General features: G+C 68.9%; 17 protein-coding genes and 1 tRNA gene. 16 read left to right on the top strand and 2 right to left on the bottom strand.

Translation table 11 applies throughout. The annotated features are described in order from the left end of the window. The first annotated feature begins 28 nt into the window (after positions 1 to 28). Positions 29 to 1,222, top strand: coding sequence for a threonine ammonia-lyase (gene ilvA, locus QJ043_RS01490; RefSeq protein ID WP_283722703.1), 1,194 nt, complete (start codon positions 29 to 31; stop codon positions 1,220 to 1,222). Between the two features lie 28 nt (positions 1,223 to 1,250). On the opposite strand, the gene QJ043_RS01495 is transcribed toward ilvA, so the two are convergent. Beyond that, complete coding sequence (locus tag QJ043_RS01495) at positions 1,251 to 1,514, bottom strand: FmdB family zinc ribbon protein (RefSeq protein WP_283712403.1); 264 nt, start codon at positions 1,512 to 1,514, stop codon at positions 1,251 to 1,253. Between the two features lie 146 nt (positions 1,515 to 1,660). Here QJ043_RS01495 and QJ043_RS01500 point away from each other — a divergent pair, with 146 nt between their 5' ends. From QJ043_RS01500 to hisE, 14 genes are all read left to right on the top strand, one after another. Next, complete coding sequence (locus tag QJ043_RS01500; protein ID WP_283712404.1) at positions 1,661 to 2,323, top strand: HAD family hydrolase; 663 nt, start codon at positions 1,661 to 1,663, stop codon at positions 2,321 to 2,323. A gap of 192 nt (positions 2,324 to 2,515) precedes the next feature. Beyond that, complete coding sequence (gene rpmB, locus QJ043_RS01505; RefSeq protein ID WP_283712405.1) at positions 2,516 to 2,707, top strand: 50S ribosomal protein L28; 192 nt, start codon at positions 2,516 to 2,518, stop codon at positions 2,705 to 2,707. Positions 2,708 to 3,136: 429 nt separating this feature from the next. Then, positions 3,137 to 4,099: a hypothetical protein gene (locus QJ043_RS01510; protein ID WP_283722704.1), complete on the top strand. Its 963-nt coding sequence runs from the start codon at positions 3,137 to 3,139 to the stop codon at positions 4,097 to 4,099. 64 nt (positions 4,100 to 4,163) lie between these two features. Then, positions 4,164 to 4,586, top strand: coding sequence for a hypothetical protein (locus QJ043_RS01515; RefSeq protein ID WP_283712407.1), 423 nt, complete (start codon positions 4,164 to 4,166; stop codon positions 4,584 to 4,586). 705 nt (positions 4,587 to 5,291) lie between these two features. Next, positions 5,292 to 5,366 (top strand) — tRNA-Val (locus QJ043_RS01520). A 300-nt stretch (positions 5,367 to 5,666) separates the two neighbouring features. Further along, the gene (hisG, locus tag QJ043_RS01525) at positions 5,667 to 7,349 is read left to right on the top strand and encodes an ATP phosphoribosyltransferase (protein WP_283712408.1); all 1,683 of its coding nucleotides are present in this window, start codon (positions 5,667 to 5,669) and stop codon (positions 7,347 to 7,349) included. After that, positions 7,346 to 8,746 carry a histidinol dehydrogenase gene (hisD, locus tag QJ043_RS01530; protein WP_283712409.1) on the top strand — a complete coding sequence of 467 codons (1,401 nt, stop codon included), beginning with the start codon at positions 7,346 to 7,348 and terminating at the stop codon, positions 8,744 to 8,746. The genes hisG and hisD overlap by 4 nt, the downstream gene beginning before the upstream one ends. Further along, the gene (gene hisC, locus QJ043_RS01535) at positions 8,747 to 9,835 is read left to right on the top strand and encodes a histidinol-phosphate transaminase (protein WP_283712410.1); all 1,089 of its coding nucleotides are present in this window, start codon (positions 8,747 to 8,749) and stop codon (positions 9,833 to 9,835) included. Beyond that, positions 9,832 to 10,428 carry an imidazoleglycerol-phosphate dehydratase HisB gene (gene hisB / locus QJ043_RS01540; RefSeq protein WP_283712411.1) on the top strand — a complete coding sequence of 199 codons (597 nt, stop codon included), beginning with the start codon at positions 9,832 to 9,834 and terminating at the stop codon, positions 10,426 to 10,428. Before hisC ends, hisB begins: the two co-directional genes overlap by 4 nt. Beyond that, positions 10,428 to 11,078 carry an imidazole glycerol phosphate synthase subunit HisH gene (hisH, locus tag QJ043_RS01545; RefSeq protein WP_283712412.1) on the top strand — a complete coding sequence of 217 codons (651 nt, stop codon included), beginning with the start codon at positions 10,428 to 10,430 and terminating at the stop codon, positions 11,076 to 11,078. Before hisB ends, hisH begins: the two co-directional genes overlap by 1 nt. Next, entirely contained in the window at positions 11,075 to 11,893 is an 819-nt protein-coding gene (locus QJ043_RS01550; protein WP_283712413.1) for a 1-(5-phosphoribosyl)-5-[(5-phosphoribosylamino)methylideneamino]imidazole-4-carboxamide isomerase, read from the top strand. The genes hisH and QJ043_RS01550 overlap by 4 nt, the downstream gene beginning before the upstream one ends. Beyond that, on the top strand, positions 11,887 to 12,651 hold the full coding sequence (gene hisF, locus QJ043_RS01555) for an imidazole glycerol phosphate synthase subunit HisF (RefSeq protein ID WP_283712414.1): 765 nt from the start codon (positions 11,887 to 11,889) through the stop codon (positions 12,649 to 12,651). Before QJ043_RS01550 ends, hisF begins: the two co-directional genes overlap by 7 nt. 8 nt (positions 12,652 to 12,659) lie before the next feature. Continuing rightward, on the top strand, positions 12,660 to 13,094 hold the full coding sequence (hisI, locus tag QJ043_RS01560) for a phosphoribosyl-AMP cyclohydrolase (RefSeq protein ID WP_283712415.1): 435 nt from the start codon (positions 12,660 to 12,662) through the stop codon (positions 13,092 to 13,094). A 2-nt stretch (positions 13,095 to 13,096) separates the two neighbouring features. After that, positions 13,097 to 13,414 carry a phosphoribosyl-ATP diphosphatase gene (hisE, locus tag QJ043_RS01565; RefSeq protein ID WP_283712416.1) on the top strand — a complete coding sequence of 106 codons (318 nt, stop codon included), beginning with the start codon at positions 13,097 to 13,099 and terminating at the stop codon, positions 13,412 to 13,414. A 37-nt stretch (positions 13,415 to 13,451) separates the two neighbouring features. Here hisE and QJ043_RS01570 read toward each other — a convergent pair whose 3' ends face one another. Continuing rightward, a complete protein-coding gene (locus QJ043_RS01570; protein WP_283712417.1) occupies positions 13,452 to 14,255 on the bottom strand; it encodes a PHP domain-containing protein in 804 nt (267 codons plus the stop codon). A 318-nt stretch (positions 14,256 to 14,573) separates the two neighbouring features. On the opposite strand from QJ043_RS01570, the gene QJ043_RS01575 reads away from it, so the two are divergent. After that, on the top strand, positions 14,574 to 16,187 hold the full coding sequence (locus tag QJ043_RS01575; RefSeq protein WP_283712418.1) for an ABC transporter substrate-binding protein: 1,614 nt from the start codon (positions 14,574 to 14,576) through the stop codon (positions 16,185 to 16,187). The last annotated feature ends 9 nt before the right edge of the window (positions 16,188 to 16,196 follow it).

The following is a 16,196-nucleotide window of genomic DNA, read 5'->3' on the forward strand; positions in this document are numbered from 1 at the left end:
TTGATATCGCAGGGAGGGAGCACGAACCATGCTCACGCTCGACAAGGTCTACCACGCCGCGTTCGTGCTCAAGGACATCGCCCGCAAGACCGACCTCATTCCCGCGCCGACCCTCTCGGCCACCAACGAGGTCTTCCTCAAGACCGAGAACCTGCAGAACACGGGTTCGTTCAAGTTGCGGGGCGCCTCCTACAAGATGAGCCAGCTCACCGACGAGGAGCGCGCCCGTGGCGTCGTGGCCTGCTCGGCCGGCAACCACGCGCAGGGCGTGGCCCTCGCAGCCTCCCGCAATGGCATCGACGCGGTGATCTGTCTGCCCGACGGCGCGCCCATCTCGAAGGTCGAGGCCACCAAGGGCTACGGCGCCACGGTGGAGCTGGTGCCCGGCGTGTACGACGATGCCTACGCGCGCGCCTGCCAGATCGTCGAGGAGGAGGGGCGCACGTTCATCCACCCCTTCAACGACGAGCAGGTCATCGCCGGCCAGGGGACCATCGGCCTCGAGGTGCTCGACCAGCTGCCCGACGTGGACGCGGTCGTCGTGCCCATCGGTGGCGGCGGCCTGGCCAGCGGCGTGGCCTTCGCGCTGAAGTCCCTGAACCCGGACGTCAAGGTGTACGGGGTGCAGGCGGAGGGCGCGCCCTCGATGGCGCGGTCGCTCGCCGCAGAGGGCCCCGTGTGCCTCGACGAGGCCAAGACCATCGCCGACGGGATCCAGGTCAAAGAGCCGGGCGACCTCACGTACCAGCTGGTGCGCGACTATGTGGACGACGTCGTCACGGTGAGCGACGACGAGGTCGCCACCGCGATCCTCACGCTCATCGAGAGGCACAAGCTCATCGCCGAGGGGGCGGGCGCGGTGCCTGTGGCTGCGGTGCTGTTCGACAAGATCCCGGTGCGCGGCAAGAAGGTCGTGTGCCTCGTGTCCGGCGGCAACATCGACGTGACGATCCTCTCCAAGGTGATCGAGCGCGGCTTGCTCAAGAGCGGGCGCCTGGACACCCTGGCGATCCAGCTCACCGACAAGCCGGGTCAGCTGCGCGACGTCTCCGGCCTCATCGCGAGGCTCGGCGCCAACGTCACCGGCGTGCGCTATGAGAAGGCGAGCGAGGGCAGCTCGATCACGGACTGCGTGCTCCGCATCGACCTGGAGACGCGCGACGCCGACCACATCGCGCAGATCCACGACGCGCTCGCGGCCGCAGGTTACCAGCTGCTCTAGCGTCGGCTGACCCGCACGGGCGCTGGCCTCAGTGCCCGCAGGTGCCGCAATCGCCGCCGGAGCAGCCGCCGCAGCTGGACGACGATTCGCTGCTCGTGGTCTTGGTCTCGCCGCTGTCGCGCATGTCCGTGTTGTAGAACCCGGACCCTACGAACGTGATCGCGCTGCCGCTGATCACCCGCTCGCACACCGTGCCGTCCGCAGGGCAGCAGATCTCCGGCCGCTCGCTCATCGGGTGCTCGACCTCGAAGACCTTGCCGCAGGCGGGGCAGCGGTAGTCGTAACGTGCCATGGGTGGCTCCTCTCTTCGTCGGGGACGCTTGTCCCGGACAAAAGAAGCCCCGTCGGCCAAGCGCGGGGTATCCTACCCCGGGCTTTGGTACGTTCTGTGGAGAACCCCGAAGACCCCGGACCGCCCGCAACCACAAGGAGGGCCCCATGTTCTTTCCGGCCGCCATCTTCGACTGCGACGACACCCTGCTCGACTCCATGTGGATGTGGCGCCGCCTGGTGCCGGAGGTGCTCGCCCGCTACACCGACGAGGACATGACGGACTTCTGCGCCCGTCACGAGACGACGCCCATGGTGGTGGGCATGAGCGAGTTCGTCGAGGAGCACGGCCCCCAGGTCACCGTCGACGAGCTGTGCGAGGACATGATCGCGTCCGCCCAGCGCCACTACGAGACGGACATCCACGCGTTCCCCGGCGCCGCCGCGTTCGTAGAGCAATGCCGCGACGCCGGCATCCGCCTCGCGGTCGCCAGTTGCACGGAGCCGGCCCCTCTGCGCGCCGGCCTCGATGCCAACGGCCTCACGGGCTACTTCGATGTCATCGTGAGCGCGGGGGAGGGCTTCACCGGCAAGGACGAGCCGGCGATCTTCTTTGCCACCGCCGAGAGGCTCGGCGCGTCGCCGGCCGAGACGGTCGTGTTCGAGGACTCGCCGAGGGCGGCCGCCACGGCCAAGGCGGCCGGCTTCCCCGTGGTCGGCGTCGCGTGGACCCCCGAGCAGGCCGACGCCCTGGCGAGCGTTGCCGACCTCGTCATCACCGGCGGCTGGCCGTCGGTGACCCTCGACCAGGTCCAAGAGGCGCTCGTCTGATCAACGCTTTGTGGAATGCCGCGCGCGAGCGGCACCACATCTTGCGAAGCGGGCACCTGCCGTCGTAGGATTACCAGCGCATGTGACCCCGGATTCCTCTGCTCCCCAGGGCGCTGTGCTATATTTGGAAAGCTGTTGCAAGGATGCGTGCGCGACGCGCGCCGCGTTACGCCCGCGTTATGGAGGAAGACGATGTCCAAGGTTTGTGAGATTTGCGGCAAGCACCCGGTGGCCGGCCACTCGATCAGCCACTCGCACCGCGTGACCCACCGCAAGTTCCGTCCCAACATTCAGCGTGTGACCATCGTGCAGAACGGCCACGCCCGCAAGATGAATGTGTGCACCCGCTGCCTCAAGAAGGGCAACCTGCAGCGCTCCAAGTAGGGATCACTTCAGCGTGCTGTGAACGAGCCGCCTCCGGGCGGCTTTTTTCGTGACGCGGAGCGCTCGGTCCAGCACCGCTGCTAGGGTCCACAGCTGACTCTTTTCGGCTCTGCGGGACGCGATCAATCTCTCGCCGCCGCGCCCAATCTGCGACCGGACCCTTGAGCGTGCGCTCCGCGCGCTGTTCGCGTCGTACGGGCTGACGGCCAAGGGTCTTCGCGGGACCGGGCTCCGTAAGGGAGGCGCGCTTCACGTGGCCTTTTCTGAGGCTTGACCGGCCGCGCTCGTTTTCCCTTAGACTGGCCTCCCGAAGACCGAGTTCCTCGAGGCCCCGTCCCTTCGGTGCCGAGCTGTCCAGGAGGCCCCATGTCGGCACGGCACAGGCGAGTCCACGCCCCCAACCCTGAGCGCACCGTGCGTTTGACAGCCATGGCCTACGTGGTCTGGCACTCGATCGGCACGGTCGCGATGCTCTCCCTGCTCGTGCTCACCACGCTTTCGCTGGCCGAGGCCTACGGCTCCGGACAGGCTCCGGCGTCCGTGGGGTTCTTCGGGCTGCAGGTGCCGCCGATTCTCGCCCTCGGGCTGCTCTTCCTGCTGACGGGCGCCCTCGTGGCCGCCGGGTACCTGTTTGGCATCGGAGCGTACCGCCAGCGGTGGCGCTCCGAGTCGTCCGAGAAGCTGCTTGTTCGACTCGGCAGCGGCATCTCGGCGCTCTATCTTGTGGGGCTGCTCTGGGCGTTCACCCAGGCCGACTCGGTGCTCTTCGCCTACTACGGCCTCTCGGCGTTCCTCGCTGTCTCCGTGGGTTGGCAGGTGCGGGAGCTCGCGAGACCGGGCTCGACGCTTCTTGGCCGTCTGCCCGGCGAGCAGGGCGCCGCGGCCCGTCAGCGCATAGCAGAGGCGAGCAAGGCCTTTGTCGAGGACTACGAGGTGGAGCAGGTCTCTCCGGGTCTCCAGCGCATCATCACCGGTTACTGCCAGCTCATGGTGGTGTGGGGGTCCATGGAGATCGTGATGGCGCTCACGTACCTTTCCAAGGTCACGCGGCTCTGGGCAGAGGGTGCGGACTTCTTCGGCGTGATGGGCTCAGGGATCATCACCGGGTTCGTTGTCTTGGCCGGTGGCGTCTATGCGCTCGCCTGCGGCGTGGTGAACGTCCGAGGGCGCACGAACGACCGCGCGATGCGCTGGGGCGTCTGGCTCTGTTTCGGCGGCCTGATCATGGCCGCGGCGTGCCTCACGTTGGGAATCATCGTCTTGGTGGCAGGTGCGCCCGACGGGGTGGAACAGGTCTTCTGCGCAACGATCAGCACGGCGCTCATGGCCGCGTCGTTCTTCCGGACCCGCGAGCGCGCCAGTTGGGCCGACGCGTGGCGCGACGCCGCGTGACGTGCCACACTGAGCAGGTTGACGGCGGGAGCCGGGCGCTCCCGCTCCCAGAAGGAGGGGTCCCATGTCGAACGATCAGAAAGTGATGAAGGTCGCGAGCCTCGTGCTGCTCGCGTGGTCGTTGGCGGTCCTCGTGTTCGACGTGATCGCCATCGTCACGGTGGCCAGCGGCGGCTGGGGCGTCGGTGGCTTCCTGCTCGTGATCCTGTACACCTTCGAGGGGCTCTTCGGCTTCTGGGTGGGCATGAAGGGCGTGAAGGGCGCCAACACGCCGAGCAAAGCCGGCACGTTCAACGTCGGCGCGCTGATCCTTGCGCTCGTGGAGGTCTTCTGCCTGATCTTCACGCTGGTCACCGGGACCGACGTTGCGGGACGGGCGTTGGCGGACGACGTCCCGATGGTGGTGCTCGAGTGCATCGCCCTGGCGGCATGCCTTGCCGGCTGGTTCGCGGGCCGCAGGGTGCTGACGGCGGCGCTGGACAAGTAGCTCTGCGAGGACTGGGCGGATGTGAGGGGTCGCGGAGACGCGGCCCCTTTTGTGTGGGGCTCGCGGGAGCCGTGCGTGGCACAGGTTGAGCCTGCCGAGCCATGCGTGGCACAGGTTGCGTCATTCTGAGCCAGCCGAGCTGTGCGCTGCACAGGTCGGTTATCCCGGGTCGCGCGAGTTGTGCGCTGCACGGCTCCCGGCATTCGTGGTGTGCGCCGCACAGGTCGCAGCTGCCTGAGACAGGCGAGTCATGTGCCGCACAGGCCTTTCTTCTTGCTCCATGCGCGGCACAGGTTGCGTCAGGCTGAGCCTGCCGAGCCGTGCGCGTCACAGGTCTGGCGCTGCGGCCCATGCGCCCTGTGCGCAGCGCAGGTTGGGGTCGGCTGAGGCCGGCGAGGGGTGAGCTGCATGGGTCTGCAATTCCGGGTCGCGCGAGGTGTGCGCCGCACAGATCTCTCTTCTCGTTCTATGCGCTGCACAGGTCGCAGCTCCAAGAGTCCGGCGAGTCCTGCGCGACATACGTCCGATACCCCGGGTCGCGCGGCCTGTGCGCTGCACAGGTCTCTCTTCTCGTTCTATGCGTCGCACAGGTTAGCGCCCCCGACGCTTCCCGCATCGCCTGATCGAGCTTTTTCGTCGCGAGGGGTTGCGGCACCGGTGAGTTCTGGTAATCTCTTTTCTCGTCGCCGATGGCGGCACCTAAACGGGCGATTAGCGCAGCGGTAGCGCACATCCTTCACACGGATGGGGTCACAAGTTCGAATCTTGTATCGCCCACCAGAGAATGCGAGGCCGGGAGCATGAGCTTCCGGCCTCTTTGTTTGTCTCACATGGCACATTTCAGATCCGCTCAGATTGCGCTTCTCAGCGCCGCCGCTATCGAAACTGGCATCTGGGCGGTTCAGATTGCACATTCCTGGCTTCGTCGGCTCAGAGTTGCAATGTGGATGCCCGGCTCGTCCCCAACATGAACCCGTCCCGCCCGTGTTTCCATCCGACCCCGCTTTACCAGCCCGGCGCAAGAGCGCGGATCGCAGAGGCTATCCTTCCTTTCACGACTCTCTAGTGCGAGGAGGCCCTGTGCTGCCTGGAACGCCCCGAGGATTCCGCGACGTGCTGCCGCAAGAGGCGCTCGCCCGCGAGCAGATCGCCGACGCCGTCCGCGCCGTCTTCTCGGCCGCCGGCTATGAGCCCGTCGAGACCCCGCTCCTGGAGTCCCGAGAGGTGCTCGAGCGCGCGGGAGCGCCCAAGGGCCATCCGTTCCAGCTCATCGACGGCGACGACCGCCTCCTCATGCTCCGCCCCGACCTCACGCTGCCCATTGCGCGCATGGTGGCCCAGCGGTTCGGCTCGCTCAGCTTCCCGCTTCGCCTCCGCTACCAGGCGCCGGTGGTCCGCGAGCAGGCGTCCCTGCGCGGCGCCGAGCGCCAGTTCACGCAGCTTGGTGTGGAGCTCATCGGTGGCGACGAGGTCTCCGGCGAGGCGGAGGTGATGGCGCTTCTCGGCCACACGCTCGAGACGCTCGGCGTGAAGGGCTGGCGCATCGTGTGCGGCTCCGTGCGTCCGCTCGCGGCTCTGCTGGAGGCCGTCGATGTTGGCCAGGCGCTCAAGCTGGCCGTGCTTGACGCCGTCCATGGAAGCGACTTCGTGCTTCTCGACCAGCTCGTGGACCAGGCCGCCCTCACGCCGGAGCAGGACCGCGCGCTCCGGGACGTGCCACGCCTGCACGGCGGCCCGGATGCGCTCGACCGGCTGGAGTCCCTGCTCGCCAATGCGGGCGTGGACCCGGTGGCCGCCGGCGTGCCGGAGCTGCGCGCCATCTGCTCCACCGCGGCGCGGCATCTCGGCCCCGGGCGCCTGGCGTTCGACTTCTCAATCATCAACTCCTTTGATTACTACACCGGCCTCGTGTTCAAGGCCTACGCGCCCGGCGTGCCCTGGTCGGTCGCGTCGGGCGGCCGCTACGACGCGGTCCTCGAGAACATGGAGCTGCCGTCCCTCGGCGCCTGCGGGTTCGCGCTCAGCCTCGAGCGGCTGCAAGAGGCGATCGAGGCACAGGACGGCCGGCCGGGCCGCCGGCTGCGGATCGCCGTTCCCAAGGGCTCGCTCTTCAGGCCCACGGTGGAGCTGCTCGAGAAGGCCGGCCTCCCGGTCGACGAGCTCCTCAACCTCGGCCGGCGCCTCATCGTGTCGGAGGGGGACGTCGAATACCTGATCGTCCGTGCCACCGACGCCCCCGCGTTTGTCGCCTTTGGCGGTGCGGACTGCGGCATCTGCGGCGCCGACTCGCTCTTCGAGGCGAACCTCGACCTCGTCCAGCTCGAGGACCTCGGGTATGGCTCCTGCCATTTCGTGGTCGCCGAACCCCGTGCCAACGCGGGCATGGCCGAGGAGAACCTGGCCCGCCGCGGCTCCGTCCGCGTTGCCACCAAGTACCCGCGCATCACGCAGGCCTATTACGACCGCATCGGCTGCGGTGTCGACATCCTCGCGCTGCACGGCAACATCGAGCTTGGCCCCATCGTCGGCATGGCGGACCGTATCGTCGACATCACGGCCACGGGCACCACGCTCCGCGAGAACGACCTCGTGGTGGTGGACGACGACGTGATGGAATGCACGGCCCGCTTCTTCGCCGGGACCGCGTCGTTCCGCACCGACCCGCGCGTGCGTCAGCTGGCCGAGAAGTTGCGCGCGCTCAGGGAGTCCGGCGCTGTCGACACCGATCCCATCCCAGGCAGCAACCAGGAGGTTCAAGCATGAGGACCGTCACACTCGCCCCGGGCCAGCAGCTGACCAGCGAGGCGCTGCACCGCTCCGGCGCGCTGCCGCGTTCCGTGATGGACGCCGCCGAGGACATCGTCGACGCCGTCCGGGAGGGCGGCGACGAGGCGGTCCGCTCGTTCTGCCTCAAGTTCGACGGCGTGGCGCCGGCGGACTTCCGGGTGCCCCAGCAGGTCATCGACGACGCGCTGACGCAGGTGGACCCCGCGTTCCTTGCGGCCGTCGAGCAGGCTCACCGACAGGTGGAGGACTTCCACAAGCGCCAGGTGCGCCAGTCGTGGTTTCACACGCGCGAGGACGGCACGCTCCTCGGCCAGAAGTTCGAGCCCCTCGCCGCCGTGGGCGTGTACGTGCCGAGCGGCCGCGCGCAGTACCCGTCCACGGTGCTCATGAACGTCGTGCCGGCCAAGGTGGCCGGCGTGGAGAAGGTCGTGATGGTCACGCCGCCGCAACGGGACGGCTCCCTGAGCGCCTACACGTTGGCTGCCGCGGCCGTTGCCGGTGTGGACGAGGTCTACGCGGTGGGGGGCGCCCAGGCCGTCGCCGCGTTGGCGTACGGCACCGAGACCATCCCCAAGGTGCAGAAGATCACCGGCCCCGGCAACGCCTATGTGGCCGCCGCCAAGCGCTACGTGATGGGCGAGGTGGGCATCGACATGATCGCCGGCCCGTCTGAGGTCTGTGTCCTGGCCGACGGGTCCGCGGACCCGGCGGTGGTGGCCGCGGACCTCATGGCCCAGGCCGAGCACGACCCGATGGCCGCCTGCTATCTCGTGACCTGCGACCCGGAGCTGCCGGGGTACGTGAGCGCCGCCCTCGACCTGCTCCTCCCGCAAAGCCCGCGCGAGGACATCACGCGCCGGTCCCTCGACGAGCAGGGGCTCGTCGTCCAGTGCGCGACGCTCGCGGATGCTGTGGCGGCGGTCAACGCGATCGCGCCCGAGCACCTCGAACTCCACTGCGACGACGCGCTCGCCCTGCTCGGCGCCATCACATGCGCCGGCGCGATCTTTGTGGGACCCTGGAGCTCCGAGCCGCTCGGCGACTACGTCGCCGGCCCCAACCACACGCTGCCCACCGGTGGCACTGCGGTCTTCTCGAGCCCCCTCGGCGTCGATGACTTCGTGAAGCACTCCTCGGTGATCTGCTACACGCCCGAGGGACTGCTTGCGGACGCGGAGGCCACGCAGACGATGGCGCAGGCGGAGGGCCTGTGGGCCCATGCGCTGTCCGTGGGGCTCCGTCGCGCGAAGGCCGAACGGCCGGACGATCCCATCGAGGTCGCATGCGCGGACGCGACGCGCACGGCGTGGCCCGCGCCCCTGAGCGAGCCGGGGCGCCCGGCCCTCGACTTCTCGGCCAAAGGGGAGGCCTAGATGGCGGGCCTCTCGGAGCGCATGCGCCAGATGGTGCGGCCGGAGCTCAAGGACTTCGAGCCCTATGACCCCGCCTTCGTGCCCTGCGACATCAACCTTTCCGCGAACGAGAACACCTGGCCGGCGCCTGCGGGGCTCAGCGCCGCGGTGCGCGAGGCGCTGGCGACGGTGCCGCTCAACCGGTACCCGGACCCGCTCGCCAACGAGCTCCGGGACGCCATCGCCGCATGGCACGGCGTCGAGCGCGAGAACGTCCTGGTGGGCGACGGGGGAGACGAGCTGCTCTTCCTGTTGTTCCTCGCCTTCGGCGGCCCCGGGCGCGTGCTCGTGGACTGCCCGCCGAGCTTCACGGTGTACGGGCTCTATGCCTCGATGGTGGGCACCACGGTGGAGCAGGTGTGGCGCGACCCCGAGACGATGCTGCCGGACCTGGAGGCCCTGGTGGACGCCGGCCGCCGCGCGGACCTGGTGGCCGTCACGTCCCCCAACAACCCCACCGGCGATGCTATCGCGCGCGGGGACATCGAGCGGCTCCTGGACGCGTGCCCGGGTCTCGTCTTGGTGGACGAGGCCTACGGCGAGTTCTCCGAGGCCGGCACCGCGTTGCCACTGCTCCGCACGCACGACAACGTCGTGGTGCTCCACACGCTGTCCAAGGCGTTTGGCATGGCGGGCGTGCGCCTCGGGTACCTGCTCGGGCCCGCCGACGTCATCGACGCGCTCTCCGCCGTGCGCCAGCCCTACTCGGTGGGCGTGCTGCCGCAGGCGGCGGCACTGGCGGCCGTCGAGCACCGGGACGACGCGCTCGCCCAGGTCGCCGCCATCCGAGAGGAGCGCGAGCGCCTGCGCGCGGGGCTTCTCGGCCTCGGCCTCACCGTGTGGCCGAGCGACGCGAACTTCCTGCTCGTCCGCGTGCCGGGCGCCCACGAGGTCCGCGCCCGTCTTGCGACCGACTTCTCGATCCTCGTCCGTGACTTCTCCCAAGCGCCGGGCCTCGCCGACTGCCTGCGCATCACCGTGGGCACGCCCGCAGAGGACGACGCCGTGATTCGGGCCCTCGCGGCCCTCGTCGGAAAGGAGTGCCCATGACCACCGGAGCGCGGAGCGCCTCCATCGAGCGCGCCACCAAGGAGACCCAAATCTCCGTCACGCTGGGGCTGGACGGCACCGGTCGCACGGACATTCGGACCGGCGTGGGGTTCTTCGACCACATGCTCGACGCCTTCGGGCGCCATGGGCTGTTCGACCTCATCGTCCGGTGCGACGGCGACCTTGAGGTGGACGCGCACCACACGGTGGAGGACGTCGGCATCGTGCTCGGGCAGTGCTTCCGTGAGGCGCTCGGCGACAAGGCCGGCATCACGCGCTTCTCCTCGCTCGCGATGCCCATGGACGAGGCGCTCGTCCTCGCCGCTGTGGACGTCTCCGGGCGCGGCGAGCTCTTCTGGGACGTGCCCATCGGCCCTGAGCGCGTCGGGCAGTTCGACTGCGAGCTGGGCCACGAGTTCTTCGCCGGGCTGGCACGGGACGCCGGCGTGACCCTGCACCTGCGCAAGATCGCCGGCGAGAACGCGCACCACATCCTCGAGGGCACGTTCAAGGCCGCAGGCCGTGCGCTGCGCCTCGCCTGCCAGCCGGACCCGCGGGTGGTGGGCGTGCCGTCCACGAAGGGGAGCCTCTGATGGCGATCGTCGTCGTTGACTATCACAAGGGCAACCTGTCGAGCGTCGCCCGCGGTCTCGTCCGCGCCGGCGGAGAGGCCCTCGTCTCGGACCGGCCGGAGGCCATCGCCGCTGCTGACGCCGTCGTGCTCCCGGGGGTGGGCTCCTTCGCCGATGCGATGGCGTACATCGACGAATCCGGGCAGGGCGACGCCGTTCTCGACGTGATCGCCGCTGGACGCCCCTTCCTTGGCATCTGCCTGGGGCTCCAGCTGCTCTTCGACCGCGGCAACGAGGGGGCGGGCGACGACGGCCGCGAGTGGGTCGAGGGCCTCGGCGTCCTCTCGGGATCCTGCACACGCCTGGAGTCGGCGCGCCTCAAGGTCCCCCATGTGGGCTGGGACTCGCTCGACGTCACGCCGCTCGGCCGTCGGTGCCCGTTGCTCGACGGCGTGCCCGAGGGCACCAACATGTACTTCACGCACTCCTACGCCGTGGCGGACGACGCGGACCCGTCGGTCGTGGCCGCTCGCACCTACTACGCGCGGAGCTTCCCGTCGGTGGTGTGGCACGGCAGCGTCTTTGGCACCCAGTTCCATCCCGAGAAGAGCTCCGGCACCGGCGCCCGTGTGCTGGAGAACTTCGTCCGCATCACGCAGGGGGCCGCATGATCCTCTTTCCCGCCGTCGACCTGCTCGCGGGCCGGGTGGTTCGACTCGAACGGGGCGACCGCTCGCGCGTGACCGTCTACAGCGACGACCCCGCGGCCGTTGCCGAGCAGTTCCGCGACGCCGGCGCCCAGTGGGTGCATGTGGTGGACCTGTCGTCCGCGTTCGAGGAGGACGGCGCTGCCCGCGCGGCGAACGACGCCGCCATTCGGGCCATCGCGTCCGTGCCCGGTCTCTCGCTCGACGTCGGCGGCGGCGTGCGGTCGCTCGAGCGTGTCGAGACGCTGCTCGACCTCGGCGTGGAGCGCGTCGCGATGGGCACGCCGCTCGTCAAGGACCGCGCGCTGGCGCGTGCCGCCGCCGCCGAGTACGGCCCCCATCTCGTGGCCGACGTGGCCGCGCGCGACGGGGTCGTGCGCGTGAACGGCTGGCGCGAGGGCACCGACCTTTGGTTGACGGAGCTGCTCGGCGAGCTTGCCGAGATGGGCTTCGAGCACGTCGTGTACACGGACATCGCGCGGGACGGCATGCAGGCCGGCGTGGACGGGGCGGCGTACCGCGCGGCGTCCCGGGCGGCCGGATTCCCGGTCGTGGCATCTGGCGGCGTCTCCACGATCGAGGACGTGCGCGCGCTCGCCGCGCTCGGGCCGGCCGTGATCGAGGGCGTCATCACCGGCCGGGCCCTCTACGAGGGCACGCTCGACCTTCGAGAGGCGCTCGCGGTGCTCGGTGGGACACCGGTGCCGGACGCGTTTGTCCCAGCGAGCGGGACGCCGGTGTCGGACGCCAGTGTCCCTGGGAAGGAGCAGCCATGCTGACCAAACGCGTGATCCCGTGCCTCGACGTCAAGGAGGGGCGCGTCGTCAAGGGCGTCAACTTCGTGGGCCTCGTGGACGCCGGCGACCCGGTGGAGCTGGCCGGGGCCTATGACCGCGAGGGGGCCGACGAGGTGGTGTTCCTCGACATCACGGCCACCTCCGACAACCGCGACACGACCATCGCAATGGCCTCCGAGGCGTCGCGGCGCCTGCGCATCCCCTACACGGTGGGCGGGGGCTTCCGCGACCTGGCCGGCATGGTGGCGATGGTGGCCGCAGGCGCCGACAAGGTGTCGGTCAACTCCGCGGCCGTCAGGGACCCCGAGCTGCTCACCGTCGCCGCGCGGGCCTTTGGCAGCCAGGCCGTCGTGTGCGCGATCGACGCCAAGCAGACCGGCCCTAACGCATGGGAGGTCTACACCGCGGGCGGGCGCACCCCCACCGGCATCGACGCAGTACGGTGGGCCGAGGAGGCCGCGCGCCGCGGTGCGGGCGAGATCCTCCTCACGTCGATGGACCGCGACGGCACCAAGGAGGGCTTCGACATCCCGCTCACGCGTGCCGTCTCCCGTGCGGTGCCGATCCCCGTGATCGCGTCCGGCGGCGTGGGCACGCTCGAGCATTTTGCCGAGGGGGTGCTCGACGGCGAGGCCGACGCGGTGCTCGCCGCGAGCGTGTTCCACTTCGGCACCTACTCCATCAGACAGGTGAAGGAATACATGGCGAGCCAGGGCATCCCGGTGCGCCTGGACTTCTAGGGGCGACTATGAAAGATGATTCCCGGGCGTTCGACGCGCCCGGCAGCTACGCGGGCGTGCAGGTCGCCGTCGTCGACGTCGCGCAGGTGAGGCTCGACCCGCAAGGCCTTGTGCCCGCAGTGGTCCAGGCGGCCGAGACGGGCGAGGTGCTCATGGTGGCCTGGATGAACGAGGAGTCGCTCAAGCGCACGCTCGAGACCGGCACCACGTGGTTCTGGAGCCGCTCGCGCCAGGAGCTGTGGAACAAGGGCGCCACGAGCGGCAATGTGCAGACGGTGCGCCGGGTGCTCATCGATTGCGACGGGGACACGCTCGTCGTGCTGGTCGACTCGCCTGGCCCCGCGTGCCACACGGGGCACCGGAGCTGCTTTTATCGGGAACTCTCGCCGACGGCGTCGCTCGACGTGGTCGAGTCCGCGCCAACGGCGACAAAGGAGGGCTAGCCATGGGGGAGCGCACCGCGAACGTCGAGCCGGGGGATATCGGACAGACCATGCGCGCGTTGGCCGAGGTGATCCATCAGCGCTGGGACGCGGACCCGGAGGCGAGCTACACCGCGCGCCTGCTCACCGGCCCGGAGGACAAGCGCCTCAAGAAGGTGGGGGAGGAGGCCGTCGAGGTGATCATGGCCGCCAAGGACGGCGACCACGACCACGTGCGTTACGAGGCGGCCGACCTCGTCTACCACTTGCTCGTGGTCTGCGAGGCCCAAGGGGTGAGCGTCGAGGAGCTCGCCGGGGAATTGAACGCCCGCATGCACTGACGGCGCCGAGACGCGTCGCATCGGCCGGTCGGGCCCGCTACAGCGGACGCGTCACCCACTCGCCGTCGAGGAACATGTCCTGCTCGGTGTAGCCGCAGGTCCTGGCATAGGCGTGCGCGCGGGACAGATCCGTGCCCACGTCCTCGGGGCGGTGCGCGTCGCTCCCGAACGCGACCGACACGCCCGCTCGCCCGAACGCCTCGAGGAGCGGACGGCACGGGTAGAAGTCGCCCACGCTCTTACGGAGGCCTGCGGTCGACACCTCGACGCGCCGGCTCGTGTCCCGCGCGCATGCCGCCATCTGCGAGAACAGCGGGTGCAGGTCAATGGTGGGTGCGAGCCCCTCGTTCCTGAACCGGAACGGCAGGTCCGGGTGCGCCATCACGTCGAAGTCGGCGCTGCTTTCGCACGCGCGGCACCAGGCGTCCACATAGGCGCGCCAGACGCCGTCGGGGCCGTTGTCCTCCCACACGTGCCGGTCGCCCGGGTCGTCGATCCATCCGTCGAGCACCCAGTGCACCGACCCGAGCCTCACGGCGCAGCCCTCTGCCCAGCGCGTGACGTTCTCCTCGCAACCGGGGTACCAGTCGCACTCGGCCCCGAACGCCACGCTGACCCGCGACCCCTCCGCTGCGTCAAGGCACTCGGAACGCCAGGCCTCGCGGTCCCGCTCGAGCACCGAGCACTCCCCGGGGGCGTCCATAGAGGCGGGCAGCGTCAGGTGGTCGGTCAGCGTCAATGCGACAAGGCCGGCCCGCTCGGCCGCTGCGACCATTTCGCACGGGCTCGCGACCCCGTCCGAAAAGCGCGTGTGCGTGTGCCCGTCCGCGAGAAACGCCATGGACCCTCCGTTTTCAACGTACGTGGAACTCTCGGCCAGACAACGGACAGGATGCCAAAAGAAGGGGACAAAGCCCAGATCCTAGGGTGTGTCCTGCAGAACGCACGTGCATGCTCGGGGTTTGAGTCCCCACATACATCTTTCATAGGACATACCATTTGCCGTCTGCCGAGGCGCCGTCACGGTCTCAATCGGCAACCGGTGCCGTTCGCCGACAATCATATCAGTCAGTGACGGTTTCAGGACGCCTATTCCTACCATAAGGAAAGCTCTAACAGAGAGGCGGAGCAGAACCGCCGAAGAGACAGGAGAGAGTGTATGAGCAAGCAAGGCATGACCCGCCGCACCTTCCTCGGTGTTACCGGCACCGCTGCAGCGGCCGTCGGCCTCGGCCTGGTCGGCTGTGGCGGCAGCGGCGACTCGGGCAGCGGCACGTCGGACGGCTCCTCCGAGCCGAGCGCCGACGCCAAGCTGACCGCAGGCCTCGCGTACCAGAACCAGGGCAACCTGGACCCCCTGAGCACCTCCAGCGCGACCGGCATGGCCGCCAACTGGTGCGTCGCCGAGGGCTTCTACGAGTTCGACTACGCGAAGATGGAGCCCTTCAAGGCCCTCGCGGCAGATGACGACCCCACCAAGGTCTCTGACACCGAGTACAGCGTCAAGCTGCGCTCCGACGCCAAGTTCTCCGACGGCACCGCCGTCACCCCGGACGACGTCATCGCCTCCTGGAAGCGCGCCGCCGGCAAGGACGAGAACTACGCCGGCAACATCTATGAGCCGATGCTCTCGTTCATCGACGACGTCGTGGCCGACGGCGAGGACGGCGTGACCTTCAAGCTCAGCGTCGCCTTCGACCCGGAGATCATGAAGAAGCGCCTCTGCATCATCAAGATCTGCCCGGCCTCCATGTCCAAGGACGACCTCACCAAGCTCCCGATCGGTACCGGCCCCTGGAAGTACGACTCCTCCGACGAGCAGTCGATCAAGCTCTCCGTCAACGAGTATTACAACGGCGACAAGCCGGCCAAGAACCCGGTCGAGTTCTCCGTGCTCGTCGACAACGACCCGCGCGTGACCGCGATGACCGGCGGCACCACGATGGTGTGCGAGGCCGTGCCGTCCGACCAGATCGAGAACTTCGAGGCCAACGGCATCACGGTGGACAAGGTCCAGGGCTTCAACCTGCCGTTCTTCATGTTCAACCTCAAGAAGAAGCCGTTCGACGACGTGCGTGTGCGCCAGGCCTTCTTCTACGCCGTCGACGTCGAGAAGCTGATCGAGAACGCCCTCGACGGCCTCGCCACCGCCGCCACGTGCTACCTGCCCGAGAACTTCCCCGGCTACCACAAGGCCTCGACCGTCTACACCTATGACGTCGACAAGGCCAAGAGCCTGCTCGAGGAGGCCGGCGCCACCGGCACGAGCCTCACCCTCCAGACCACCGACACCGCGTGGATCACGGACATCGCCGCCCAGATCCAGCAGGACCTCATCAACGCCGGCCTGGACGTGAAGCTCAACTCCCAGAAGTCGTCCGACCTCTACGCCAACCAGGCCACCCCGGACGCCTCCGGCGTCTGCCCGTACGACGTGGTGCTCGCCTCCGGCGACCCCTCCGTCTTTGGCAACGACCCCGACCTGCTCATGAGCTGGTTCTACGGCGACGGCATCTGGACCCAGAGCCGCTACGGCTGGCAGGGCCAGGAGAAGTGCACCGAGCTGCAGGCCCTCATGGCCAAGGCCGTCACCCAGTCCGGCGACGAGCAGCAGGACACCTGGAACCAGTGCTACGACCTCATCGCCGAGCAGGTGCCCCTGTACCCGCTGCTACACCGCGTGACCCCGACCGGCGTCTGGGCCGACAAGATCGACGGCTTCCAGGCCATCGGCTGCACCGGCATCGACTTCGTGGGCTGCACCGCCAAGTAGCTCCCTTTT

Origin of the sequence: Kribbibacterium absianum (assembly GCF_030067705.1) — a bacterium.
In the GTDB taxonomy this organism is placed as follows: domain Bacteria; phylum Actinomycetota; class Coriobacteriia; order Coriobacteriales; family Atopobiaceae; genus Kribbibacterium; species Kribbibacterium absianum.

What these genes read in the sequence shown, in the direction of transcription:
- ilvA (WP_283722703.1), top strand. Translation starts at nt 29, where the DNA reads ATGCTCACGCTCGACAAGGTCTACCACGCCGCGTTCGTGCTCAAGGAC.
- QJ043_RS01570 (WP_283712417.1), bottom strand. Translation starts at nt 14,255, where the DNA reads ATGGCGTTTCTCGCGGACGGGCACACGCACACGCGCTTTTCGGACGGG.
- QJ043_RS01495 (WP_283712403.1), bottom strand. Translation starts at nt 1,514, where the DNA reads ATGGCACGTTACGACTACCGCTGCCCCGCCTGCGGCAAGGTCTTCGAG.
- QJ043_RS01500 (WP_283712404.1), top strand. Translation starts at nt 1,661, where the DNA reads ATGTTCTTTCCGGCCGCCATCTTCGACTGCGACGACACCCTGCTCGAC.
- QJ043_RS01575 (WP_283712418.1), top strand. Translation starts at nt 14,574, where the DNA reads ATGAGCAAGCAAGGCATGACCCGCCGCACCTTCCTCGGTGTTACCGGC.
- hisB (WP_283712411.1), top strand. Translation starts at nt 9,832, where the DNA reads ATGACCACCGGAGCGCGGAGCGCCTCCATCGAGCGCGCCACCAAGGAG.
- QJ043_RS01550 (WP_283712413.1), top strand. Translation starts at nt 11,075, where the DNA reads ATGATCCTCTTTCCCGCCGTCGACCTGCTCGCGGGCCGGGTGGTTCGA.
- hisF (WP_283712414.1), top strand. Translation starts at nt 11,887, where the DNA reads ATGCTGACCAAACGCGTGATCCCGTGCCTCGACGTCAAGGAGGGGCGC.
- hisC (WP_283712410.1), top strand. Translation starts at nt 8,747, where the DNA reads ATGGCGGGCCTCTCGGAGCGCATGCGCCAGATGGTGCGGCCGGAGCTC.
- hisI (WP_283712415.1), top strand. Translation starts at nt 12,660, where the DNA reads ATGAAAGATGATTCCCGGGCGTTCGACGCGCCCGGCAGCTACGCGGGC.
- hisD (WP_283712409.1), top strand. Translation starts at nt 7,346, where the DNA reads ATGAGGACCGTCACACTCGCCCCGGGCCAGCAGCTGACCAGCGAGGCG.
- QJ043_RS01510 (WP_283722704.1), top strand. Translation starts at nt 3,137, where the DNA reads ATGGCCTACGTGGTCTGGCACTCGATCGGCACGGTCGCGATGCTCTCC.
- hisH (WP_283712412.1), top strand. Translation starts at nt 10,428, where the DNA reads ATGGCGATCGTCGTCGTTGACTATCACAAGGGCAACCTGTCGAGCGTC.
- rpmB (WP_283712405.1), top strand. Translation starts at nt 2,516, where the DNA reads ATGTCCAAGGTTTGTGAGATTTGCGGCAAGCACCCGGTGGCCGGCCAC.
- QJ043_RS01515 (WP_283712407.1), top strand. Translation starts at nt 4,164, where the DNA reads ATGTCGAACGATCAGAAAGTGATGAAGGTCGCGAGCCTCGTGCTGCTC.
- hisE (WP_283712416.1), top strand. Translation starts at nt 13,097, where the DNA reads ATGGGGGAGCGCACCGCGAACGTCGAGCCGGGGGATATCGGACAGACC.